Genomic DNA, 24,300 nt, shown 5'->3' with positions numbered 1-24,300 from the left:
AATATCTATTTTTCAACAATAACTGTACTATCTTTTAAAATAGTGTATTCCTTATCATAAACTTTAATAATTAATTCTGACCCCTTTTCTTGTGTTATTATTACATTATTAGAGTTTATATTTATTTTCAAAAGATGATCTCTAAACAATATTTTAAATGAATAGGCTTTCCATTTTGAAGGAAGATAAGGTTTAAAACATAACTTATCGTTAATTACTTTCATTCCTCCAAAGCCTTGAGTTATAGCAAGCCAAGTACCAGCCATACTTGTAATGTGAAGACCATCATTTGTATCATTGTTATAGTTATCAAGATCAAGCCTTGAACTTCTTAAAAATAATTCATAAGCTTTATCATGATATCCTATTTGGCTTGCTATGACAGAGTGTATACAAGCGGATAAAGAAGATTCATGTACTGTTTTTGGTTCATAAAAATCGAAATTTCTCTTTATAGTATCTATATCATATCTTTCATTTAAAAAATAAAGTCCTTGTATTACATCGGCTTGTTTTATGAAACAAGATCTTAATATTCTATCCCATGACCATTTTTGATTCAATGGAAGATCATCTGGAGAGAGTTCACTAACGAGTTTCTGTTCTTTATCCATATATCCATCTTGCTGTTCAAAAACCTGTAAAGATTCAACATAGGGATAATACATTTTATTTACAATATCTTGCCATTTTTCAAACTCACATTCTTTAAGTTGGAGTTTATTTACAAGATTATTATATTTTTCAGGATACTTTTCTTTTAAAAGTTTTGCAACTTCCATTGTATAAGAAAGGTTCCATGATGCCATGGTATTTGTATACCAGTTGTTGTTTACATTATTTTCATATTCATTAGGTCCTGTAACTCCAAGTATCATATATTTATCCTTTGTAGCATTATAATTAACTCTTGATTCCCAAAAGCGGCTAGTCTCAACTAAAACTTCAAAACCATAGTCAGCAAGATAGCTTTCATCCTTTGTATATCTTACGTAATTATATATAGCATAAGATATTGCAGCATTTCTGTGTATTTCTTCAAAGGTTATTTCCCATTCATTATGGCATTCTTCTCCGTTCATTGTAACCATAGGATAAAGGGCTCCTTTTAGTCCTAATTTTTTAGCATTTTCTTTTGCTTTTTCAAGATGATTATATCTGTATAAGAGAAGATTTCTTGCAACATTTTTATCATGTGTACACAAATAGAATGGGAAACAGAAGGCTTCAGTATCCCAATAAGTACTTCCTCCGTATTTTTCTCCTGTAAATCCTTTAGGACCTATATTAAGCCTTGGGTCTTTACCATTATATGTCTGATTCAAATGAAATATGTTAAACCTGATTGCTTGCTGTGATTCAGCATCTCCAGTTATCACTATATCGCTTTCTTCCCATTGCTTTTCCCAAGCTTTAGAATGTTCACTAAATAATTTATCAAATCCTTTTAAAAATGCTTCTTCTACTATTTCTTTGCCCTTTGGAATTAACTCATCATTGTTATAATATCTGTTTGAAGTAATAGCTATATATTTATTTAGATTAATTATTTCTCCTTTTTTGCAATAAGTTTTAAAGCTGCTTGCAACATATTTTTCTTTTATAATTGAATATATGTTATTATTAGCTATTTTCCCATTGATTGTTACATTATATTTCATTGAAACAGTAACATGAAAATCAAGCTTTTTTGTTTTTACAGTAAGATATCCATAATATCCGTCTACATTTTTGTTAATTTCATCCCAGAATTTTTCACCGTAATTTGAATCTTCATTAGAAATATCACCATTAATCAAAGGTATTAATTCTATTTCACCGTCATAATTTAAAGGAATAATCGTATAGGATATAGCTGCGATCTCTCCTTTAGATAGGCTAATGAATCTCCTTGTTTTAATTTCTGTTTCATGTCCTTTTTTATCTGCTATAATAAAGTTGATATCAACATAACCTTCCTTCATATTAAGCTGTCTTTTAAATGTTTTAAAATTGACCTTTGCAAGATCTAATCTTTCGCCATCAATAAAAACGTCAATGGATGTAAAATCTGGAGCATTAATAACTTTAGCATAGTATTCTGGATACCCTATCTTCCACCATCCTACACGGGTTTTATCAGGATAATAAACCCCAGCAATATAGGTTCCTTTTAATGAATCTCCAGAATAAAATTCAGTAAAGTTTCCCCTAATGCCCATATAACCGTTTCCAAGGCTCATTATACTTTCAGATAATCGGTTCTTTTCGGGCTTAAATCCTTCTTCAATAACATTCCATTCATCAACTAAAAAATATTTTTCCATAATATCACCACATCCTATAATTTATATGCAATCGTTTGCATAAGATGTAAAAAATAAATTCCAATAAACAAAAACTTATAAATTGGAATTATTTTATAAATCTATATATAATATACCATTTGTGAAGTATTCAAGTCAATTGAAAATAAGCAAAATATTATTATTTTATTACAGTTTCCAATAGAATAAATATTATATATAATAAAATTGAATTTTTAAAAACAAAGGAGATGAGATAATTGGCAGATTGTAAGAGTTGCCCATCAAACTCAAAGTGTAATAAACAAGATAATTGTATGATTGAAAACAACCCATTAAATCAAGTAAAAAATGTAATTGCTGTAATGAGTGGAAAAGGAGGTGTAGGTAAATCAACGATATCCTCTTTGATTGCCTGTGAACTTAAAGATAGAGGTTTTAGAGTTGGAATACTTGATGCAGATATAACAGGTCCAAGTATTCCAAGGCTCTTTGGAATAACTAAAAAAGGTGTGGAAATAACGGAGGAAGGGATATTTCCAGCTGAAAGTGTTACAGGGGTTTATGTAATGTCTATGAATCTTCTTACAGATTATGAAGAACAGGCTGTGCTTTGGAGAGGGCCTCTTATTGCTGGTGCTGTTAAACAGTTCTGGACAGATGTAATATGGGGTGATTTAGATTACTTAATAGTTGATATGCCTCCTGGAACAGGTGACGTACCTTTAACGGTGATGCAATCAATACCTGTTACTGGTATTTTAATGGTTTCAACTCCTCAAAACCTTGTATCAATGATAGTTTCAAAGGCAATTGATATGGCTAAAAAAATGGATGTAAGCGTTTTAGGAGTTATAGAGAATATGAGCTATATAATTTGTCCTGAATGCAATAAAAAAATAGAGATATTTGGAGAAAATGCTGCAAAGAAGGCTTCTGAAAAATTAGGAATAGACCTTTTAGGAGAATTACCACTTGATAAAGATTTAATGGAGCTCTCTGATGAGGGAAGAGTTGAACTTTTTGGGAAACTGAAGGAGGATTTTAAAGGAATTGTGGACGAAATAATAAATAAGATTAATAAATAAGGGAAAACTAATACTAGGCTGATGAATGTTGCTAATCTTCTATCTATGACTTGAAACTTCGTTTTAGATATACTATAATATACCTATACGGGGTATAGAAATGGAGGTATGGATATGGAGATTAGAATAACAGATTCAGCAGCTAAAGTGTTAAAAGATAAACTTAAACAAAAAAGTTCAAATTATGGTGTAAGGATATATATCGCAGGTATTGGATGAGGTGGTCCAAGGCTTGGAATAGCTCTGGATGAGCAGAAAAATGATGATGAAGTATATGAGGTAAATGGAATAAAAGTATTATTAGACAAAGATATAGCTATGTATACTAAAGGTTTTGTAATTGACTATAGAAATTCCTTCTTTGGTAAAGGTTTCTCAGTTGAACAACTTTATAGTACTAATACGTGCAGATAGGCCTGTTTTTAAGCAGGCCTTTGTTTTTATTGACTATATTTTTTATTGAATATATCATTATAAAGAAAAATAAAAATAAAAGAGGGATGCGTATGAATGAGATAGTTATTAAAGCAAATGAAGCAGGACAAAGGCTTGATAGGTTTTTAAGAAAATACTTAAAGGATATGCCACTTGGAACAATTTACAAAGCCATTAGAAAAAAAGAAATAACTGTAAATGGAAATAAATCAAGTGAGAAATACTTATTATCAGAAGGAGATATTATTAGGTTTAATTTTGAAGTTGAAGCTAAAAAAGAAAATAAAAAATTAAAATTTTTAAATATAGATTATAGCATAGATACGGCTTATGAAGATGAGAATTTATTGGTTGTTATAAAGGGAACAGATACTCTTGTTCATCCTGATGAAGGAGAAGATATAACTTTAACTGATATGGTTTTAGCTTATCTTTATGATAAAGGGGAATATAACCCAAATAAAGAAGTTACTTTTTCACCTTCGCCTTGTAATAGACTTGATAGAAATACATCTGGACTTGTTATATTTGCAAAAAACTATGAAACTTTGAAGGCAATAAATGAAATGATTAGAGATGGAAATGTTAAAAAATACTATACTGCAATTGTAAAAGGAAAAATAAAAGATGATACCTATAGTGCATACATATTAAAAGATAATAAAACAAACAAATCTGTAATAAGCAGGGATTATATTAAAAACTCAAAAAAAATTGAAACTAAAATTATTAATATAGAAAGCGTTGGACAATTTTCACATATTGATATAGACCTGATTACTGGTAGAAGCCATCAAATAAGAGCACATCTATCATGGCTTGGGAATCCTATATTAGGTGATCCTAAGTATGGAGATAAAAAATTAAATAGTTTCTTTTTTAATAAGTATGGTCTTTCAAATCAACTCCTTATAGCTTATAAGTTGATATTTGTAAACTGCCCCAATAGCCTTAAATATCTTGAAAATAAAACAATTACAATGCACTATCCAGCTTTGTTTAAAAAGATAAAAAAGGATATATTTAAAGTTATTTAATACTAATAAAAATTCAAAATGCTATGAATAAACTCATAGCATTTTGAATTTTTTGTCAAAATAAATCTAACGATTTATGAAGGAAATAAAAAATATTTTAAGAATTAATACAATATATAAAAACTAAGGGGGGTTATTATGAAAAAATACAAATTTAAAAAAATCTCAAGTATTTTTATTGTTTTTTTTCTATTAGCAACTACAGTTTTACCTATTAATACTTTAAAGGTAAGGGCAGATGAAAATCAAAATAATGAAGTTGTAAAGGAGATTAATATCATTTCCTTTACTGATTTTCATGGTTCTTTAAAGCAAGAAGGGAAAAATATTGGTGTTGCAAAACTTGCAGGAGAAATAAATAGGATTAAGGCAGAGAATCCAGATACAATAGTAGTATCAGCTGGAGACAATTATCAAGGAAGTGCTATGTCTAATTTAACTTATGGAGAGCCAGTTTCTGAATTTTTAAAATCAATTGGGCTTTTTGCCTCAGCAATAGGGAATCACGAATTTGATTGGGGAGTTGATAAAATTCAGAACTGGTCAAATTCAGGGAATTTTGATTTTCTTGCATCGAATATATACGATAAAAAAACAGGAAAGATAGTTAGTTGGGCAAAACCATATAAAATTGCAGAAGTTGGAGGGAAAAAAGTTGCATTTATTGGACTTACAACATTAGAAACTTTATATAAAACTAAACCAGAAAATGTTAAAGATTTAGATTTTAAAGATCCAATAACATCAGCAAAATATTGGGCAGAATATTTAAAAAGCAACAATATGGCAGACTACGTAATAGCATTGACACATCTTGGTGCATCACAGGATAGCAAGACAGGTGAAATAACTGGTGAAGCAGCAGAGCTTGCAAAGCAAGTAACAAATATTGATGCAATTATAGCTGGGCATACACATCTTTCTGTTTGTGGAAATGTTAATAACATTCCTATTGTTGAAGGTTATTATAATGGACGTTCACTTGCAAAGCTTGCAATACAACTAGATAAAGATGGTAGGTTGATAAGTATAAAGCCATCAGTTGATGAGTTATATAAAAGAGTAGATAATCTTAAAGAGGATGAGGAAGTAAAAAGCATATATAACAAATGGAATGAAAAATTAAAACCAATGCTTGATGAGGTTATTGGAAAAGCAGAAGTAGAACTTTCTCATGACAAAAATTTAGGTGTATCGCTTCTTGGAGAATGGACATGTGATGTTATGAGAAAAGAGGCAGGTACTCAGATTGCTGTAACTAACGGTGGAGGGCTTAGAACATCAATTCCTAAGGGAGATATTACAATGGGTAAACTTTATGAAGTAATGTCTTTTGATAATACTCTTGTGAAAATGCAACTTAAGGGATCAGATCTCAAAAAAGTTATTGAAAATGGTATAGATAATAAAAACGTAGGTTGGATACAATTATCAGGAGTTAAAGTATATTATAATCCAAAAGCAGAAGCTGGGAATAGAATTACATCAATGAGACTTCTTGATGGTAAAAAGGTAGAGGATGATAAATTATATTCAGTAGTAACAAATGATTTTATGGCAAATGGTGGAGATGGATATGATTTTAAAGGTGCTGTTAATGTATTAGATACAGGATTACCAATAAGAGATGCACTTGTAAATAATATTAAGAAAATAACATCAGAGGGTAAAGTATTAAAACCTGAATATGTTGAATATTTGATTCCAGGAGAAGATATAACTCCTGAAATTGTAGAAAAACCAGTTAAAACTGTTAAAGTTGTTGCCTTAAAAGGGCTTAGGATTAGAGCTGCCGCAAGCGTATCATCAAAGATACTTGGAGTTTATAAAAATGGTACGGTAGTTGTTGTTGAAGGAGAAGTTGGGAATTGGTATAGAATAAACTATAATGGTTTACAAGGATATATCTATAAAAAATATACAAAATAATAATTTGAGCCAGGTTAATGCCTGGCTAAAATTATTTACTAAATATTTTTAGGATATTATTAGGTTTAATATAAGATTATTTTGTTTAATGTGTAGTAAATATATATTTTCCTTGAATATAAATATATAAAAGGATATGGAGTTGATTGTATGTGACATATAAAATTAAACAATTATTGTTTATAATTGTTATTGGTATTATATCACTTTACTATTGGAATGAAAGAAGCAAAGAGCTATCTAATAGCATAGTTTTTAATAATTTATCAATACAAGTTAATATAAATATTAAATCAATTATTTATAGGGAAAAGAAAGAGATATTGGGTATTAATAATAGCATTAAAACTTCTAATTATGAAATATCATATATTTTTCCAGATAAGCTGAGAATAGAAAATTTGGAGGATAAAAAGACTATTGAAATATATAATGGAAATAAATTCATACTTTATGATGGTAAAATAAAAGTTAAAGAATGTTTTCCAATAGAGGGCCCTAACGTTATAGAGACAGAAAAAAAAATAAGAGATATAATAAAAAATAAAAACTATGAGTTTTTTGGATATGAAGTTAAAGATAACAGATTATTGAAGGTTATTGGGGTTAAATGGGAACTTGATAATCATAATTATATGCAAAAATTTTGGATAGGAGATATTAATGAAATAACACTCCCCTTTATTGAAGAATACTTTGTAGATAATGTAGTAATATCAAGAACAACCTATAGCTATGTTAAGGTTAATGAAGCAATAAATTATACTTTATTTGAAATTGCATCTTTACCATCATCTGATATAATAATTGATGGAGTATTATCAAAAACTGTTGAAAGCTATGATGAAGCACAAAAGTATTTGAATTTTAATATTATACTTCCTAAAAAGCTTCCTACAGGAATTATTCCTTGGGAAATCGGAATAGTTCCTCCAGTTAAATCTCCATCTTTTTATTGTATATATTTTGATAGAGGATATAGAATATATTTAAATGAAAGTAAAGGTATATTGAATCTTTCTCCTAATGGGAAAATAGGTGATATACCCTGTAGAGTTGATTTGAAAAATGAAACAGCTACTATTCAGTGGGAACAGAATGATGTACTTATAATTTTAAATGGTGATGTTAAGATAATTGATCAATTGTTTAAAATGGCAGAAAGTATGGCAGAGGGTAACTTGATTAGGTATGAACATACAAATTGACAAAGGAGAAGATATATGAAAAATACTCTTGAATATACAATAAATCAAGATAAAGAAGGGGTTAAACTTATAAATTTTTTAAAGCATGATCTTAAGATGTCAACAAGGCTTACAAGAAAGCTTATTAGAGGAGGGTATATTTTTATAAATGGTAATCAAGGTAAAAGTAATAGTATATTAAAATATGGAGATAAATTACTTATAAGCCTTGAAACAACAGAAACTCAGGATATAGAACCTCAAGATATACCCCTTCAAATTTGCTATGAAGATGATGATCTTTTAATCGTAAATAAACCTCCTTTTATGGTTGTACATCCAACAAAGGGACATCCTTATGGTACTCTTGCTAATGCTGTTGTGAATTATTTTAGAAAAACCAATCAAAATTCAATTGTAAGGCTTGTAAATAGGCTTGATAGAGATACTTCAGGCCTTGTAATTATTGCAAAATCCCAATTTGCACATCAAGCTATGGCTAAAAAACTTGAAAAAAATGAAATAAAAAAATATTATATAGCAGTAGTTGAAGGTAGAATAGAAGGTAAGGGGACTATTGACCTTCCTATAGATAGAGAATTCCCAGATTCAGTTAAAAGAGCTGTTGTCGAAAAAGGACAAAGGGCTATAACCCATTATGAAGTTTTAAGTTCAAATGATGATATGTCAAGCGTACTTATAGAGCTTGAAACAGGTAAAACCCACCAAATTAGGGTCCATTTTAGCCATATTGGACATCCTTTAATAGGTGATACTCTATATGGAAGGGAAAGTAACCTCATTGGTAGGCAGGCACTTCATGCTTATATACTTAAGTTTAATACTATAAGAGAAAACAGATGTATCGAAATAAAAGCAGAGATACCAAGTGATATAAATATGCTTTTAAGTATGGTTAATAATGGGCTTTCTCAAAATACATGAGGAAGCCTAATTAAATATTTGTAAGTTTATATATAGGATAATATATTATTCCATAAGTTATATAGGATATCAATATTAATATAGGGGTACTGCTTATATTTGTGTATAGTAAAGTTATTATAAAATAAAGTAATATTGAACATAAAAATGGTAAAATTAATATTCCAATAATATCAAAAGTATACTCAAAGGATTTTTTTATTTCCTTAAGATTTAATAATATACCAATTATAGGATAACAGAAAAAGTCTATGCCATATCCTTTTATATTAATATTTGGAATGCCAATAAATACATAGAGAGTTATAAGTTCAAAAATTGCAATTATTATTGAATTTATAAGGAGGGCTCCCTGCTTTCCCATACCATTAAGAAGTGCACAAAGAGTAATTTCAATATAAACAAGAGGGAGTCCTAATGAAAGCATTTTAAGAAGATAGCCTACAATTTCATCATTATAAAAGAAAGTTCCAATTCTTATAGGAATTGAAAAGAATATAGCTGCTGATGAAAATGCAATTAATGATGTAACCTTTAAAGATAAGTTCATTTTTCTCGTTATAGATCTTTCTTTTTTAAAAGCAATTGCTTCTGAAATTGAAGGAACAAGTAGAACACATAAGGAATTTATAACAATAGAAGGATAAAATGCAATAGTAAGGGCCATTCCTTCAAGTTTACCAAATAAAGACAATGCCTCTTCATATAAAAACCCTGCTATCTGAAGTCTTTTTGGTATAAGTACTGCTATAATAGCTGTAAATATGGTACCAAGTATTCCGTTTAATGCAAGCGGTAGAGAAAGCCTTAAGACATTAAACAATAATTGAAAGTCATTATCGCATTTCCCATACTCAGGGTTATTTCTTGAATAAACTTTAAAGCATAAAAGGAATAAAATAAGGCTTACAAGTTCGCCACAGCTTAATGAGATGACAGAAGCTGCTGTTTTAACTTCAAGGCTCATATTTTTTGCAAGGTTTAAGAAAAAATAAACCATTGTTATTCTAATTATCTTTTCAATTATATCAATCAAGGCTGGTTCTATTACTTTTTGAATTCCATAATAAGCTCCTTTGTATATTGAGGATATTGATACTATTATAAGTGCAGGGCAGAAAGCAAGTATACCATACATTGTTCTTTCATCAAATAAAAAGTTTTTTGATATTACTTTACATAGCATTACTACAACCGAAGTAATAAGTGTTGACCATACAAGTTCAAAAATTACTATAACTTTTATTGTTCTATATAATTCTTTAAGATTATTTGTGGCTTTTTTTTCTGCTGCAATCTTTGAAATTGAAACTGTTATTCCTCCACCTGTTATACATAAAAAAAGTGAATATATAGGCATTATAAGTTGATAAAGTCCCATTCCTTCTGAACCAATTTTTTTTGACAAAATTATAGAAAATATAAAGGCTAAGGTTCCAGTTATAATATTTGAAATTATTAATATCAAAGTTTTTCCAGCAAAGGATGAATACCTCATATTAATACCTTTTAAATATTGCTCTTTTTTATAAATATGGCTTTAATCCTTATGCTATGACTTTATATAATAAATAAAAATGCCCGCTTTTGCGGGCATTTCAGATTGTAGACAAAAACAGCTCTCCATAAAGGAAGAGCTGTTTTCAAATGTAAGATATATAATTTTCTAAGCAAAAAAGCTTTATTAGGTCCGGTTTTCCCAGACCTCCATAGCCAGTTTGCCATCTTTTTTAAATTCATACAAGCAGCAACAAGCATCGCCTGCGCTGTTACTTTTTTTAATCCTCTTAGGGTCGTAAAGCGCATGCCATGCTTTTCCTTCATATCTGCAAAAACTCTTTCTATCGTTTCTTTCCTTTTTTCATATATTTCTTTATTAAGAGTTGTATATCTTAGATGCTCGGCTTCTTCAACATAATCAGCCCATATATGTCGGTTTATTACCTTTGTATAGTCTTTACTGTTTGTACATTTATTTCGATATGGGCAATCCTTACATGTTTTAGAATCTGATGCATATTCTCTATATCCTTCTCTATTAGTTGTCCTATAGTTTAATATTTGATTGTTAGGACATATATAACAGTCATAATATTCATCATAGACATATTCATATTTTTTAAAGAATCCTTCCTTAGTCATTGGGCGTGTATATGGCATTACAGGTCTAATTCCTTGATCTATTATTGTTTTGCATATATAGGGTGTTTTATACCCTGCGTCTACTACAATATATTCAGGCTTTCCAACATTCTTTTTTACTTGCTCTAATATTGTATCAAACATGGTGTTATCATGGACATTAGCAGCTGTAGCAGTTATTCCAAGTATAAAACCATTCCTATCACATGCAGCATGAAATGAATATGCAAAACATTTCTCTTTTTCATTCTTTCTTAATACTCCGCTATCTGGATCAGTCTTGCTAATTTTTGTTTCTTTAACTTCTAGTTTTTTTTTACTCATATCTAATGGCTTTTTACCATGTAACTCTCTATCTTCGTTTATCTCTTTGTCCAAAAGCTCTTGATATACACGGGCTTCTTTTTCGAGTTTTACCTTATCATATTTTTTCTTATTAGCATTTGCCTTTACGTGGGTTGCATCAATAAATACAGCGTCTGACTTGATTAATCCCGCATTCACTGCTTCCTCTAATATTCTAACAAATATTTTTTCAAAAATATCTGTATTCTTAAATCTTCTTACATAGTTTTTGCCAAACGTAGTGAAATGAGGAATTGGGTCATAAAGTCCATATCCTATAAACCAACGGTATGCAATATTTGTTTGAATTTCTGATATCGTCTGGCGCATTGATTTAATCCCGAATACATATTGAATAAATACAATTTTAAATAATACAACTGGATCGATGCTTGGCCTACCAATATCCTTAGAATATTTATCTGATACAAGATCATATATGAAATCAAAATTAATAGCAGCCTCAAGTTTTCTTACCAGATGATTTTCTGGTACTAATTGATCAATTGAGCATATTTCTATTTGTGTACGTTTTTCATTTTTTTCTTTAGTTAGCATTTTAAACACCACCATATTTAATACTTTACTATATATATTCGACATAAATTAAGAGAATCCTTTTTGCTTTTGAGGATTCTCTTAAAAAAATTTTATACTTTGTCTTCAGTCTGAAATGCCCGCTTTTGCGGGCATTTTTATTTTAAGTTTTCAGGATTTAAACATTCAAGTTCCGGAATTACAAACCTTCCGTCTTTTCTTATAAGAACATCGTCGAAATAAATTTCTCCTCCGCCATATTCAGGGGTTTGTATATAAACAAGATCCCAATGTATTGCAGATTTGTTTCCGTTAAAACAGTCATCGTAGGATGAACCTGGTGTAAAGTGAATTGAGCCAGAAATTTTCTCATCAAACAAAGTATCCTTCATGGGCTTTAATATATATGGATTAACACCTATTGCAAATTCTCCAACGTATCTTGCTCCTTCATCAGTATCGAATATTTTATTTATCCTTTCAGTATCATTAGCAGTTGCCTTTATAATTTTGCCATCCTTAAATTCAAGCCTTATGTTTTCAAAGGTAAAGCCTTGATATTCAGCAGGTGTATTATATGTAATATAGCCATTCACAGAATTTTTAACAGGTGCAGAATAGACTTCTCCATCTGGTATATTAAGCTTTCCATCGCATTTAATAGCTGGAAGACCCTTAATTGAAAATGTAAGGTCAGTATTAGGACCTGTAATTCTTACTTTGTCTGTTTTTTCCATTAAATTAACAAGTGAATCCATTGCCTTTGACATCTTTGAGTAATCAAGATTACATACATTGAAATAAAAGTCTTCAAATGCTTCTGTGCTTAAGTTTGCCATTTGAGCCATTGAAGGAGATGGATATCTTAAAACAACCCATTTAGTTTTAGGAACTCTTATTTTGCTATGTACTTCATTCCAAATATATTTGAAATATATTTCCATTTTATCTCCGGGGACGTCTGATAGCTCAGAGGTATTACTGCCAGAACGTATTCCTATATAAGCATCCATTTCATTCATTCTTAAAGCTTCGTATTTTGCAATTTGCTTAGCATGATCTTCTGTAATATTCATTAATAAAGCTCTATCTACGGATTTATCTTTAATTGTAACAAAAGGTAATGCACCAACGTTATATGCTTCTTTAATAAGTTCATTTACAAGTGGAGTTTCAAGACCAATTGACTCAATTAGAACTTTTTCACCTTTTTTTAGCTCGCAGGAATAATTGATAAGGTTTTTTGCAAGCACTTTTATTCTTGGATCTACCATTAAGGTTACCTCCTTATAATATAATTTACCTAATTATTATAACATATATAATAATTTACAACAAAAATAAGCAAAATAATCATGTATAATATTGTTATTTTCTGGTTAAAATTTAATATATAGAAAAGTTCTATATATTAATTAAAAATAAAAATTTTTCTATTTACATTTTACTTCATTTTAAATACAATATTATTTGTGTGGTTAAAGGCAGGTTACGTAAGGTTTATAAACATATTATTTCATTAATGGATGTCCCTAAATGGGGACATTTTTCATATTTTTTAGAGAAAGTGAAATAATAAAAATGGTTAAATATAAAGATTAAAGTCTGGTGTACTATATGGGAGTTGTAGAAAATACTTATTCATTTATATTTAAAAACGTTTTAAAAGCAGTTAATCCAATAAAAAAGAAGATAATAAAAACTGAATGTAAAGTACACAAATTTATTAATAATCAGGCTGTTGAAATATTAAAAAATGATAAACATAAAAAAGCTTATAATCTTGTTAATAAATATATTAATGATATCAATGCAGGAGTTGTATGGGCAGATCAGGATTTTAAAAGCAGTAATCATTTTTATAATCCTGAAATAAATAAAGGAATGTATGGCTGCAGCAATGCGCTTTTAGAGTGTAGACGATATTATTCTCATGCTATAAATATGTATAAAAAAGGAGATATTAAAAAGGCTATGTTTTACCTTGGTGCATCATGTCATCTCATACAGGATTTAACTGTACCACAACATGTAAACATAAATCTTTTAAATGAGCATAGACAGTATGAGCAATGGGTTGTTAGAACTTATAATGAACATGAAAATTTTAAAATTAGCAATGGAGGTATATATTTTAATACAATAGGAGAATATGTAAAGCTAAATGTAAAAACAGCAACGGATACTTATAAAAGGTATCATAGTATTAAAGATAGAAATCAAAGATATTATAAAATAACTTCTATAATTCTTACTATGGCACAAAAAACAACAGCAGGTCTTTTTATGAAATTTTATAGGGATATTAAAAAAATAGCACCAATTAAAAATAATAAAAAGCATAGAAAGTATAGCTTAAAGATATTATAAAATTATTAGGTTGATAAAAAGTACTTATTTTTTAAAAAATAGAAATCCCCATAAATCTGCATATAATTAGTAATATTATATTGGTTATGCAGGTTTATGGGCTTATTTATAAAATTTAATCTTAATTTATATGAATATATAATTATAATGTTTTATAATAGATAGTACTTATAAAAAGATGCTGGAGGATGAGGAATGAATATAGTATTAGCAGCTCTTAATTCAAAATACATACATTCAAACCTTGCAATAAGATATATAAAAAGCTATTGCAAAGAATATAATATTAAGCTTTTTGAAGCTACAATAAACGAAAATCTTTTAGATATATCTATGAATATTTTAAAAATGGAACCTGATGTTATAGGATTCTCTTGCTATATATGGAATATTGAAGAGACACTAAAAGTATGTAGCATAATAAAAAGTGTAAGAAAAAATATAAAAATAATTTTAGGGGGACCAGAGGTATCTTATAATGGTGAAGAATTTTTAAAAAGAAATAATTTTATAGATTTTTTAATTGAAGGAGAGGGCGAGGTAACATTTAAAGAGCTTTTAAATGCATTATATAATAATCAAAGTTTTTATCATGTAGATGGAATTGTATTTAAATATGAGGATAAAATAATAAGGAATAAATCAAGAGAGCTAATAAAAGATTTGAATATATTACCCTTTCCTTATGAAGATGAGATACCAGATAAAATAGTTTATTATGAAGCATCCCGTGGTTGTCCTTTTAACTGTAGTTATTGTCTTTCATCAACAATAAAAGGTGTCAGATTTTTTGATATAAATAGGGTCAAAAATGAGCTTAAGTATTTTATAGATAATAAAGTAAAGCTTGTTAAGTTTGTTGATAGAACTTTTAATGCAAATAAGTATTATGCAAAAGAGATATGGAATTTTTTAATTGAAAATGCTAATACAACGACTTTCCATTTTGAAATATCAGCAGACCTTTTAGATGATGAGTGCTTTGAAATATTAAAGATGGCTCCACAAAAACTTTTTCAGTTTGAGATTGGAGTACAAACTACGAACCCTGATATATTAAAAAATATAAATAGAATTATGGATTTTGAAGCTGTAAAAGCAAACGTTAAAAGGATTAAAGAACATAATAATATTCATTGTCATCTTGATTTAATTGCGGGACTTCCTGGAGAGGATATTCACTCTTTAAAAAAATCCTTTGATATGTGTATGAAAATACGGCCAGATGTGCTTCAGCTTGGATTTTTAAAAATTTTAAAAGGTTCACCAATAGAAAAGGAAGTTGAAAAATATGATATAAGGTATTTAAGTTTTCCTCCCTATCAAGTTCTATCAACTAAAGATATGAGCTTTATAGATATGGAAAGACTAAATAAAATAGAAAAAGTATTCGAAATATATTATAATAGTGGTAATTTTAAGCTAACTATGGGATATGTATTAGATACAATAAAATCAGAATTTGATTTTTTCTATGAGTTAAGTTGTGAATTAGAAAGGAGAGATTTTTTTTCTAAAAATTTCAATTTAAAGGATAAATTCTCCTTTATGTATGAGTTTTTATTAAAAAAGATTGATAAAGATTTGATAAAAAATTTACTACTGCATGATTATGTTATAACTTCTAAAAAGCCCTATATACCTGAGTTTTTAGTAGTTAGAGATATTGAAAATAAGAAAGAAATAATTATACAAAATAGTGAAATAATATACATGAATTTTGGATTAAATGATTTTAGAAAAATTTTATGTTTGCCAGTAAGTTATAAAATTATTCAGAAAAATGGAGGTATAACATTAGAAAAGCAAGATACCTATGTAATCTTTAACATTGAAAAAGGAGAATATTTTTATATATAAAAAATAACAAAACTTATTATAAAATCTATTGAAAAACGAAGAAATTATTAATAAAATAAAGAAATAAAATGAATTGTTTTAAATATCATCAAATTTTCAGATTTTTAAATGAAAAACAGTTTAGTTTTTTAAAAAAACTGTTGTATAATAGATTTATGCATTTGTATTTTTATTTAAATACATAATTATTTAATGTACAAAGGTGGTGATAGTTTGGCCTTTGAAATTGTTAAACAAATAACACAAATTGAAGAGGAGGGAGATAGGCTAATTAAGGAAGCTCAAAATAATGCCCTTGAAATTCAAAAAAGAGCAAAGGAAGAAGCTAAGCAAATTATAGATAGGGCAAAATCAGAAGCAGAGAATTATTATAATTCTGTAATACAAAAATATGAAAAAGATGCTCAAAAAGATGTTCAGGCTATTTTAAATGAAAACGATAAAGTGATAAAAGAGTTAAATGAAATTTCAAAGGATAGGTTAAATAAGGCTGTAAATTTGGTTATTGAGAGGATAGTGAATAGCCATGGCAATAGTTAAGATGAAGAAAATAACCGTGGTTGCTCATCAAAGCCAAAGAGATGAAATATTAGATCTATTACAATCAAATGGTTGTGTTCAGATAATTGATTTAAAGAATTTGTCTGAAGAAGTAGAGGGCATCGGTTATTTTAAAGAAAATAAGACTGTATCTCAAACAGAAATAGACTATAACAAGATTAAGTTTTGTTATGAATTTTTAAAGCAACATAACCTTGAAAAAGGTAGTATGTTTGCTAAAAAGCCTGTTATTACTAAAGAAGAGTTCGATAAAATAGGAGAAACTGTAGATTGGCAAAGTATATATTCTGAATGTAAGAAAATAGACGATGATGTAAACAGTATTAAAAACAGGAAAAATAAATTAGTCATTCAAATTGAACAATACAGTAATTGGTCTAATCTTGATATTTCTAATAATGAGCTTTTAAAGTTAAAAAACGTTTCTTATTTTATAGGTACTATTACTAAAAAGTATGAGGATAAAATAATAGAAGAATTAAATTCTTCCTTTCATGACGTATATATTGAGAAGATATCAGAAAAACAGCAAGACGTAAATGTTTTTATTTTATGTCATAGAGAGGATTCTAATAAAATATCCGATATACTTAAAAAATATGGGTTTACAAAGATTAATTTTGAATTAACATTGGCTCCAGAAAAGCAAATAAAAGCTTTTAAAGAAGAGTTAGAGAAGCTCGATAATGATTTAAAAGTTCTTAATGATAGAGCTTTAGAGCTTTGTGAAAAAATAGAAGATATAGAAAAGGTATTTGACTATTTATCATCAAAGCTTGAACTTGAAAGATCTGTATCAAACCTAATAAAAACACAAAAGACCTTTATACTTCAAGGATGGATACCAGAGTTTAAAGAGGATACTATTATAAATAGTTTATCTAAGAATTTTTCTGATGCTTATATATCTTTTGAGGAGCCAACTGAAAATGATATACCTCCAGTACTTCTGAAAAATAATCAGATAGTGGAACCCTTTGAAGTTATAACTTCAATGTATGCACTTCCGCTTCCTTCAGAGGTAGATCCAACGCCTGTATTAACGCCATTTTTCCTTCTGTTCTTTGGAATGATGATGGCTGATTTAGGTTATGGAATACTTATGCTTGCAGTTGGACTTTTCATGTTAAAAAAGATGGATTTAGAAGGAGAAAGTAAAAAAATAATAAAGCTGCTTGTATATTGCAGTATACCTACTATAATCTTTGGAATTTTGTATGGAAGCTTTTTTGGAGGTATAATAACATTTAAACCTATTTGGCTAAATCCTGTAGATAATCCTATGGATGTGCTTAAAGTTTCAATAGCCTTTGGTATAGTTCATCTTTATGTAGGCCTTGGAGTAAAAGCATATAGTCTTATAAAATCGGGCAAAGTATTAGATGCATTTATGGATGTTTTTTCCTGGTATATATTCCTTTCAGGCCTAATATGGATGCTTTTAGGTTCCCTTGCAGGAGTTGGAGGAGTTGGTATTGCAAAGATAACGGCAATAGCTGGAGCCCTTATAATACTCTTTACACAGGGAAGAGAAAACGAGTCAATAGTTGGAAAGTTCTTTGGAGGATTATATTCCCTTTATGGAGTAACATCCTATCTTGGAGATGCACTTTCCTACTCAAGACTTTTAGCATTAGGTCTTGCATCGGGACTTATAGGCTGGTCCTTTAACCTTTTAGTAGGTCTTCTTGGAAAAGGAGCAATAGCCTATATATTTGGACCAATAATATTTGTTGCAGGCCACACATTTAATTTTTTAATTGGTGCACTTGGGACCTTTGTTCATACGTGCAGATTACAATACCTTGAATTCTTTGGTAAGTTTTATGAAGGAGGAGGCAAAGCCTTCGAGCCTTTAAAAATAAAAACAAAATTTATAAAGGTAAATACAGAAAGATAAGGAGGAATATTTATGGATTTTACTACATTTGTTGCTTTCTTAAAACAGTTTGGAGGACCAATACTTGCACTTCTTGGAGCTGCACTTGCTGCACTTCTTGCCGGAATAGGTTCAGCAAGAGGAGTTGGAATAGTAGGTCAAGCTGCAGCAGGTCTTGTTACTGAAGAACCAGAAAAATTCGGTAAAACTCTTATCCTTCAGGTTATTCCAGGTACCCAAGGATTCTATGGCTTTATAACAGCTCTAATAATTCTCTCAAGAATAGGGCTTTTATCAGGAAATCTTGCACAGTTATCCTTAAGTCAAGGGTTCTTGCTTTTGATGGCTGCTCTTCCAATAGCCTTTGTTGGATATAGCTCAGCAATATCACAGGGTAAGACAGCAGCAGCAGGTATTCAGATTCTTGCAAAGAGACCTGAAAAGTTCTTCAATGGTGTTATCTATGCAGTTATGGTTGAAACCTATGCCGTTGTTGCACTTATTACATCAATACTTATGATAGTTAATATAAAGATATGAGGGAGTGGCACAAATGGCCGGAGTTGATAATTTAAAAAACAGACTTTTAGAGGATGACAGAAAAAGAGCAGCTGAGATAGAAAACGATGCAAAATCAAAGGCTGATGAGGTTATAAATGCTGCGAAATTAAAGGCTGATGAGATTCTTGAAGATATAAAGCAAAGGGCAGAGAAGGATGGAAGGGAAAAAAAAGATAGACTTATTGCAAGAGCTCAGCTTGATGCAAGAAATTTGATTCTCTCAGCAAAACAGCAGGTAATTGATAAGGTGTTTAGCCTTGTAATTGAAAGAGTATCTTCAATGAATAATGATGAATATGCAAACTTTATAAAAAAACTTTTAATAAATAATGTTGAAACTGGAGATGAAGAAGTTATTTTCTCAAGCAAGGATAAAGAAAGAATAAATACAAATATTATCGATGAAGTAAATGCAGAATTGAAAAGGCAAGGTAAAAATGGAAACCTTAAATTGAGCAGTGAAGTTAGAAACATATTATCTGGTTTCATACTTAAAAAAGGTGGACTTGAGATTAATTGCTCAATAGATTCCCAAATAAGGGCATTTAGAGAAAACCTTGAGGGTGAAATTGCAACTCTCTTATTTAGCAAATAATATTACAAAATTACGGAAGGAATAAGGGAAACAGATGCCGATTGGCTCTGAGATTTACCTCCGAACTTAGAAAGGGAGGGCAAGATATGGATAATACTATTTTTGCACAGAGTATTGCAAGAATAAGATCTTTAGAAACAAAAATGATTGACAAGGCTAAAATCGAAGCGATGGTTGAGGCGAGGGATTTTAATGACTGCTTAAGGTTTCTTCAAGATACTCAATATGGAAGCTATCTTTTAATACCAAGCTATGAAGAGGGACTAAAAAAAGCAACTGCTGATCTTTATAGGGAAATGTACAAAATATCTCCTATAAAAGAAGTTGTTGACATTTTAGCCCTTCGCTATGACGGACACAATATAAAAAGCCTTATAAAGGGTAAACTTTCAGGAATTGATACTCTTTATCTTACTGTAGATGCAGGTACAATTCCTCTTGATAAGCTTGTTATTATGATAAAAGAAGAAAACTTTAGAGATTTACCTAAAACACTAAGAAGCTACGTTGAAAAAGCCTTTGAAAATTATAAAAACCATCAGGATCCACAGGAAATTGACATAACAATAGATAAAGGAATATATGCCTATATGCTTGAAATAGCAGAAAACAGCAAAATGGAGTATCTATTAGATATTGTTAGACTTATGATAGACATAATAAATATAAAATCTTTTATAAGGGTAAATATTCAAGAACGTGGCCGCGAATTTATGCAAAAAGTATTTTTACCCGGAGGAAGACTTGATAAGGATTTATTTATTAATAATGTTACTGATTCACTTGAAAGCTTTACAAATAAAATAATACATACAGATCACTTTAAATGGATAAAGGAAGGAATAGGAGAATATATCAAAAAAGGTGATCTTGGAAGTATTGAGAAATATGGTGATAACTTTATAATTGACTATCTAAAAAAAGCAAAGCTTGTAAGTTTTGGACCAGACCCATTAATTGCGTACATTTTAGCAAGGGAAAATGAAATAAAGATTATCAGGATTATATTAACAGGAAAAAAGAATGAAGTAAGCCCTGATATTATAAGGGAAAGGCTGCGTGATGTTTATGTATAAAATAGGAGTAGTAGGAGAAAAAGACGCAGTTATAGCCTTTCTTGCACTTGGGCTTACTGTAAAAGCAGTAGAAAGCCCAGAGGAAGCTATGAAGGCAGTAGACGCTATGGCAAGAGACGGCTATGGAATAATTTTTGTGACCGAAACTGTTGCAAAGGACATAGAAGAAACTATTAGTAGATATAAAAATCAAATGCTTCCGGCAATTATTCTGATACCAGGAAGCAATGGAAGTCTTGGAATTGGTATGGCTAATATTAAAGAAAATGTAGAAAAAGCTGTCGGAGTAGATATTTTATCAAAGAAAGAGGGTTGATAGCTTGAGTAACGGAAGAATAGTAAAAATTTCAGGTCCTCTTGTTATTGCAGAGGGAATGGAAAATGCAAAAATGTTTGACGTTGTAAGAGTAGGTCAGAAAAGGTTAATTGGTGAGATAATCGAAATGAGAGGAGATAGAGCCTCTATTCAGGTATATGAGGAAACTTCAGGATTAGCCCCTGGAGAGTCAGTTGAATCAGTTGGAGAGCCCCTTAGTGTTGAGCTTGGACCTGGCCTTATAGAAGCAATGTTTGATGGAATACAGCGCCCTCTCGATGCTGTTAGAAATATTGCAGGAGATTTTATTGCAAGAGGTGTAGATGTACCATCGTTAAATAGGGAGAAAAAATGGAATTTCAAACCAATGAAAAAAGTTGGTGATAATGTTGTACCAGGAGATATCATAGGTATTGTTCAGGAAACAACTCTAATTGAACATAGAATAATGGTTCCTTATGGTATCGAAGGTCAGATTGAGGATATAAAAGAAGGAAACTTTACAGTTTTAGATACTGTTGCAGTAGTAAAAGACAAGAATGGTAATAAACATAACCTTACTATGATGCAAAAATGGCCTGTAAGGCGTGGAAGACCTTATAAGAACAAGATTGCTCCAGAAGAACCAATGATTACAGGGCAAAGAATAATTGATACATTCTTTCCAGTTGCCAAGGGTGGAACAGCATGTGTACCAGGACCTTTTGGTAGTGGTAAGACAGTTGTGCAGCATCAGCTTGCAAAGTGGGCAGATGCAGAGGTTGTTGTTTATATTGGATGTGGGGAACGTGGAAATGAGATGACAGATGTTCTTATGGAATTCCCTGAACTAAAAGACCCTAAAACAGGCGAGCCTCTTATGAAAAGAACTGTTCTTATAGCAAATACTTCTAATATGCCTGTTGCAGCAAGAGAAGCTTCAATTTATACAGGAATTACAATAGCAGAATATTTTAGGGATATGGGATATTCTGTTGCTATAATGGCTGATTCAACATCAAGATGGGCAGAGGCTCTTCGTGAGATGTCAGGTCGTCTTGAGGAAATGCCTGGAGAAGAAGGTTATCCAGCGTATCTTACATCAAGGGCTGCAGCTTTTTATGAAAGAGCAGGTAAAGTTGAATGCCTTGGAAGTGATGGAAGAATAGGTGCCCTAACAGTTATAGGAGCTGTTTCACCTCCAGGTGGAGACTTATCAGAGCCTGTAACTCAGGCAACATTAAAAATAGTTAAGGTGTTCTGGGGACTTGATTCTCAGCTTGCATATAGAAGACACTTCCCAGCTATTAACTGGCTTTTGAGCTATTCACTTTATCTTGATAAAATAGGACCATATATTGAAAATATGGGAATAAGCGGATGGGTAGAGATGACAAAAGAAGCTATGAAGATACTTCAGGAAGAAGATGAACTTCAGGAAATAGTAAGGCTTGTTGGTATTGATGCTCTATCTGAGAAAGACAGGTTAACTCTTGAGGCTGCTAAATCCTTAAGAGAGGATTATTTGCATCAAAATGCCTTTCATGAAATTGATACCTATACATCATTAAAGAAACAATCAAAGATGTTAAAACTTATACTTGATTTTTATCATCTTGCACAAAACGCCCTTGATAATGGGGTTTACCTTAGTAAATTAACTGTTCTCCCAGTTAGAGAGAAAATAGCAAGGGCAAAATATATACCTGAAACTGAAATGGAAAAGATTGATGCAATATTTGATGAACTAAAACAACAGATAAACTCTCTTTATGAGGGAGGTGCAGTAAATGCTTAAAGAATACAGAACGATAAGAGAAGTTGCAGGACCACTTATGCTTGTTGATAAGGTTGAAAAGGTTGCCTTTGATGAACTTGTTGAGATAGAAACTCAAACAGGAGAGATAAGACGTGGAAGAGTTCTTGAAATCAATGAGGATAAAGCTTTAGTTCAGCTTTTTGAAAGTTCTGCTGGAATTAATCTTAGGGATAGTAAAGTAAGATTTTTAGGAAGAACATTGGAACTTGGAGTTTCAATGGATATGCTTGGTAGAGTATTCGATGGACTTGGAAGGCCAAAAGATGGAGGTCCAAAGATAATTCCTGAAAAAAGGCTGGATATATCTGGAGAGCCTATTAACCCTGTTGCAAGAGATTATCCTTCTGAATTTATTCAAACGGGTATTTCTGCAATAGATGGACTTAACACTCTTGTAAGAGGGCAAAAGCTTCCTATATTTTCAGGATCAGGTCTTCCTCATGCAAGGCTTGCTGCACAGATAGCAAGGCAGGCAAAAGTCTTATCAGCTGATAGTAAGTTTGCAGTTGTATTTGCTGCAATGGGTATTACTTTTGAAGAAGCAGACTTTTTTATATCTGACTTTAAGAAAACAGGTGCTATAGATAGATCAGTTCTATTTATAAATCTTGCTGATGAGCCTTCAATTGAAAGAATTGCAACACCAAGAATGGCTTTAACCTGTGCTGAATATCTTGCTTATGAAAAAGGAATGCACGTTCTTGTTATTATGACAGATATGACTAACTATGCAGAAGCTTTAAGAGAGGTTTCTGCTGCAAGAAAAGAAGTTCCTGGAAGAAGAGGATATCCAGGTTATCTTTATACAGACCTTTCAACTATATATGAAAGAGCAGGAAGAATAAAAGGAAGGGAAGGTTCAATAACCCAGATTCCAATACTTACAATGCCAGAAGATGATAAGACTCATCCAATTCCTGACCTTACAGGATATATTACAGAGGGTCAGATAATACTAAGCAGAGAACTTTATAGAAAAGGAGTAATGCCCCCGATTGATGTTCTTCCATCCCTTTCAAGACTTAAAGATAAAGGTATTGGTAAGGGTAAAACAAGAGAAGATCATGCAGATACAATGAACCAGCTCTTTTCAGCTTATGCTCAAGGTAAACAAGCAAAGGAACTTGCAGTAATACTTGGAGAATCTGCACTGTCCGATACAGATAAGCTCTTTGCAAAGTTTGCTGAGGAGTTTGAGAAGAGATATGTTTCTCAAGGTGAATATGAAAACAGAAGCATAGAAGAAACATTAAGTATTGGCTGGGAGCTCCTATCTATACTTCCAAAATCAGAGCTAAAGAGAATAAGAGATGAATATATAGAAAAGTACCTTCCCAAAAAAGGGGTTGAATAG

At 30.5% G+C, this 24,300-nt stretch carries 20 protein-coding genes; 16 read left to right on the top strand and 4 right to left on the bottom strand.

Features of this window, described 5'->3' with window-relative positions; genetic code table 11:
* Positions 1 to 5 precede the first annotated feature (5 nt).
* Complete coding sequence (locus FDN13_RS04460) at positions 6 to 2,306, bottom strand: family 65 glycosyl hydrolase domain-containing protein (RefSeq protein WP_138979103.1); 2,301 nt, start codon at positions 2,304 to 2,306, stop codon at positions 6 to 8.
* Between the two features lie 239 nt (positions 2,307 to 2,545).
* Here FDN13_RS04460 and FDN13_RS04455 point away from each other — a divergent pair, with 239 nt between their 5' ends.
* The 6 genes from FDN13_RS04455 to FDN13_RS04435 all read left to right on the top strand — a co-directional run bounded on the left by FDN13_RS04455 (position 2,546) and on the right by FDN13_RS04435 (position 8,906).
* Positions 2,546 to 3,373 (top strand): Mrp/NBP35 family ATP-binding protein, encoded by an 828-nt coding sequence (locus tag FDN13_RS04455; protein ID WP_138979102.1) that lies wholly within the window; start codon positions 2,546 to 2,548, stop codon positions 3,371 to 3,373.
* 114 nt (positions 3,374 to 3,487) lie between these two features.
* Positions 3,488 to 3,787: a HesB-like protein gene (locus FDN13_RS14575; RefSeq protein ID WP_371414836.1), complete on the top strand. Its 300-nt coding sequence runs from the start codon at positions 3,488 to 3,490 to the stop codon at positions 3,785 to 3,787.
* A gap of 92 nt (positions 3,788 to 3,879) precedes the next feature.
* Positions 3,880 to 4,845 carry a pseudouridine synthase gene (locus tag FDN13_RS04450; protein ID WP_138979101.1) on the top strand — a complete coding sequence of 322 codons (966 nt, stop codon included), beginning with the start codon at positions 3,880 to 3,882 and terminating at the stop codon, positions 4,843 to 4,845.
* 138 nt (positions 4,846 to 4,983) lie between these two features.
* A complete protein-coding gene (locus FDN13_RS04445; protein WP_138979100.1) occupies positions 4,984 to 6,774 on the top strand; it encodes a 5'-nucleotidase C-terminal domain-containing protein in 1,791 nt (596 codons plus the stop codon).
* A 152-nt stretch (positions 6,775 to 6,926) separates the two neighbouring features.
* Complete coding sequence (locus FDN13_RS04440) at positions 6,927 to 7,982, top strand: hypothetical protein (RefSeq protein WP_138979099.1); 1,056 nt, start codon at positions 6,927 to 6,929, stop codon at positions 7,980 to 7,982.
* 15 nt (positions 7,983 to 7,997) lie between these two features.
* Entirely contained in the window at positions 7,998 to 8,906 is a 909-nt protein-coding gene (locus FDN13_RS04435) for an RluA family pseudouridine synthase (RefSeq protein WP_138979098.1), read from the top strand.
* Between the two features lie 10 nt (positions 8,907 to 8,916).
* Here FDN13_RS04435 and spoVB read toward each other — a convergent pair whose 3' ends face one another.
* The 3 genes from spoVB to FDN13_RS04420 all read right to left on the bottom strand — a co-directional run bounded on the left by spoVB (position 8,917) and on the right by FDN13_RS04420 (position 13,204).
* Positions 8,917 to 10,404 (bottom strand): stage V sporulation protein B, encoded by a 1,488-nt coding sequence (gene spoVB, locus FDN13_RS04430; protein WP_138979097.1) that lies wholly within the window; start codon positions 10,402 to 10,404, stop codon positions 8,917 to 8,919.
* Between the two features lie 62 nt (positions 10,405 to 10,466).
* Positions 10,467 to 11,951, bottom strand: a complete 1,485-nt coding sequence (locus tag FDN13_RS04425; protein ID WP_243120266.1) for an IS1182 family transposase — start codon at positions 11,949 to 11,951, stop codon at positions 10,467 to 10,469.
* Positions 11,952 to 12,088: 137 nt separating this feature from the next.
* Positions 12,089 to 13,204, bottom strand: a complete 1,116-nt coding sequence (locus FDN13_RS04420) for an aminopeptidase (RefSeq protein WP_138979096.1) — start codon at positions 13,202 to 13,204, stop codon at positions 12,089 to 12,091.
* A gap of 343 nt (positions 13,205 to 13,547) precedes the next feature.
* Here FDN13_RS04420 and FDN13_RS04415 point away from each other — a divergent pair, with 343 nt between their 5' ends.
* The 10 genes from FDN13_RS04415 to FDN13_RS04370 all read left to right on the top strand — a co-directional run bounded on the left by FDN13_RS04415 (position 13,548) and on the right by FDN13_RS04370 (position 24,300).
* Positions 13,548 to 14,300: a zinc dependent phospholipase C family protein gene (locus FDN13_RS04415; protein ID WP_138979095.1), complete on the top strand. Its 753-nt coding sequence runs from the start codon at positions 13,548 to 13,550 to the stop codon at positions 14,298 to 14,300.
* A gap of 195 nt (positions 14,301 to 14,495) precedes the next feature.
* Entirely contained in the window at positions 14,496 to 16,160 is a 1,665-nt protein-coding gene (locus FDN13_RS04410) for a B12-binding domain-containing radical SAM protein (protein WP_138979094.1), read from the top strand.
* Between the two features lie 213 nt (positions 16,161 to 16,373).
* Positions 16,374 to 16,700 (top strand): ATPase, encoded by a 327-nt coding sequence (locus FDN13_RS04405; RefSeq protein ID WP_138979093.1) that lies wholly within the window; start codon positions 16,374 to 16,376, stop codon positions 16,698 to 16,700.
* A complete protein-coding gene (locus FDN13_RS04400) occupies positions 16,687 to 18,621 on the top strand; it encodes a V-type ATP synthase subunit I (RefSeq protein WP_138979092.1) in 1,935 nt (644 codons plus the stop codon). The genes FDN13_RS04405 and FDN13_RS04400 overlap by 14 nt, the downstream gene beginning before the upstream one ends.
* Positions 18,622 to 18,633: 12 nt before the next feature.
* Positions 18,634 to 19,140 carry a V-type ATP synthase subunit K gene (locus FDN13_RS04395; protein WP_078696638.1) on the top strand — a complete coding sequence of 169 codons (507 nt, stop codon included), beginning with the start codon at positions 18,634 to 18,636 and terminating at the stop codon, positions 19,138 to 19,140.
* Between the two features lie 13 nt (positions 19,141 to 19,153).
* A complete protein-coding gene (locus FDN13_RS04390) occupies positions 19,154 to 19,756 on the top strand; it encodes a V-type ATP synthase subunit E (RefSeq protein ID WP_138979091.1) in 603 nt (200 codons plus the stop codon).
* Positions 19,757 to 19,842: 86 nt separating this feature from the next.
* Positions 19,843 to 20,832, top strand: a complete 990-nt coding sequence (locus tag FDN13_RS04385) for a V-type ATP synthase subunit C (protein WP_138979090.1) — start codon at positions 19,843 to 19,845, stop codon at positions 20,830 to 20,832.
* The gene (locus FDN13_RS04380; RefSeq protein WP_207670906.1) at positions 20,819 to 21,148 is read left to right on the top strand and encodes a V-type ATP synthase subunit F; all 330 of its coding nucleotides are present in this window, start codon (positions 20,819 to 20,821) and stop codon (positions 21,146 to 21,148) included. The genes FDN13_RS04385 and FDN13_RS04380 overlap by 14 nt, the downstream gene beginning before the upstream one ends.
* 4 nt (positions 21,149 to 21,152) lie before the next feature.
* Positions 21,153 to 22,925 carry a V-type ATP synthase subunit A gene (locus FDN13_RS04375; protein WP_138979089.1) on the top strand — a complete coding sequence of 591 codons (1,773 nt, stop codon included), beginning with the start codon at positions 21,153 to 21,155 and terminating at the stop codon, positions 22,923 to 22,925.
* Complete coding sequence (locus tag FDN13_RS04370; RefSeq protein WP_138979088.1) at positions 22,918 to 24,300, top strand: V-type ATP synthase subunit B; 1,383 nt, start codon at positions 22,918 to 22,920, stop codon at positions 24,298 to 24,300. Before FDN13_RS04375 ends, FDN13_RS04370 begins: the two co-directional genes overlap by 8 nt.

Source organism: Caloramator sp. E03, assembly GCF_006016075.1.
Taxonomy (GTDB): domain Bacteria; phylum Bacillota; class Clostridia; order Clostridiales; family Caloramatoraceae; genus Caloramator_B.
The sequence above is the reverse complement of the archived record's forward strand: the minus strand, read 5'-3'. Positions and strand labels throughout refer to the sequence as shown.

Excerpts from the sequence above, each read along its gene's own strand:
- FDN13_RS04415 (WP_138979095.1), top strand. The coding sequence starts at position 13,548 with ATGGGAGTTGTAGAAAATACTTATTCATTTATATTTAAAAACGTTTTA.
- FDN13_RS04395 (WP_078696638.1), top strand. The coding sequence starts at position 18,634 with ATGGATTTTACTACATTTGTTGCTTTCTTAAAACAGTTTGGAGGACCA.
- FDN13_RS04460 (WP_138979103.1), bottom strand. The coding sequence starts at position 2,306 with ATGGAAAAATATTTTTTAGTTGATGAATGGAATGTTATTGAAGAAGGA.
- FDN13_RS04380 (WP_207670906.1), top strand. The coding sequence starts at position 20,819 with ATGTTTATGTATAAAATAGGAGTAGTAGGAGAAAAAGACGCAGTTATA.
- FDN13_RS04435 (WP_138979098.1), top strand. The coding sequence starts at position 7,998 with ATGAAAAATACTCTTGAATATACAATAAATCAAGATAAAGAAGGGGTT.
- FDN13_RS04385 (WP_138979090.1), top strand. The coding sequence starts at position 19,843 with ATGGATAATACTATTTTTGCACAGAGTATTGCAAGAATAAGATCTTTA.
- FDN13_RS04410 (WP_138979094.1), top strand. The coding sequence starts at position 14,496 with ATGAATATAGTATTAGCAGCTCTTAATTCAAAATACATACATTCAAAC.
- FDN13_RS04425 (WP_243120266.1), bottom strand. The coding sequence starts at position 11,951 with ATGCTAACTAAAGAAAAAAATGAAAAACGTACACAAATAGAAATATGC.
- FDN13_RS04445 (WP_138979100.1), top strand. The coding sequence starts at position 4,984 with ATGAAAAAATACAAATTTAAAAAAATCTCAAGTATTTTTATTGTTTTT.
- spoVB (WP_138979097.1), bottom strand. The coding sequence starts at position 10,404 with ATGAGGTATTCATCCTTTGCTGGAAAAACTTTGATATTAATAATTTCA.
- FDN13_RS04450 (WP_138979101.1), top strand. The coding sequence starts at position 3,880 with ATGAATGAGATAGTTATTAAAGCAAATGAAGCAGGACAAAGGCTTGAT.
- FDN13_RS04420 (WP_138979096.1), bottom strand. The coding sequence starts at position 13,204 with ATGGTAGATCCAAGAATAAAAGTGCTTGCAAAAAACCTTATCAATTAT.
- FDN13_RS04400 (WP_138979092.1), top strand. The coding sequence starts at position 16,687 with ATGGCAATAGTTAAGATGAAGAAAATAACCGTGGTTGCTCATCAAAGC.
- FDN13_RS04390 (WP_138979091.1), top strand. The coding sequence starts at position 19,154 with ATGGCCGGAGTTGATAATTTAAAAAACAGACTTTTAGAGGATGACAGA.
- FDN13_RS04370 (WP_138979088.1), top strand. The coding sequence starts at position 22,918 with ATGCTTAAAGAATACAGAACGATAAGAGAAGTTGCAGGACCACTTATG.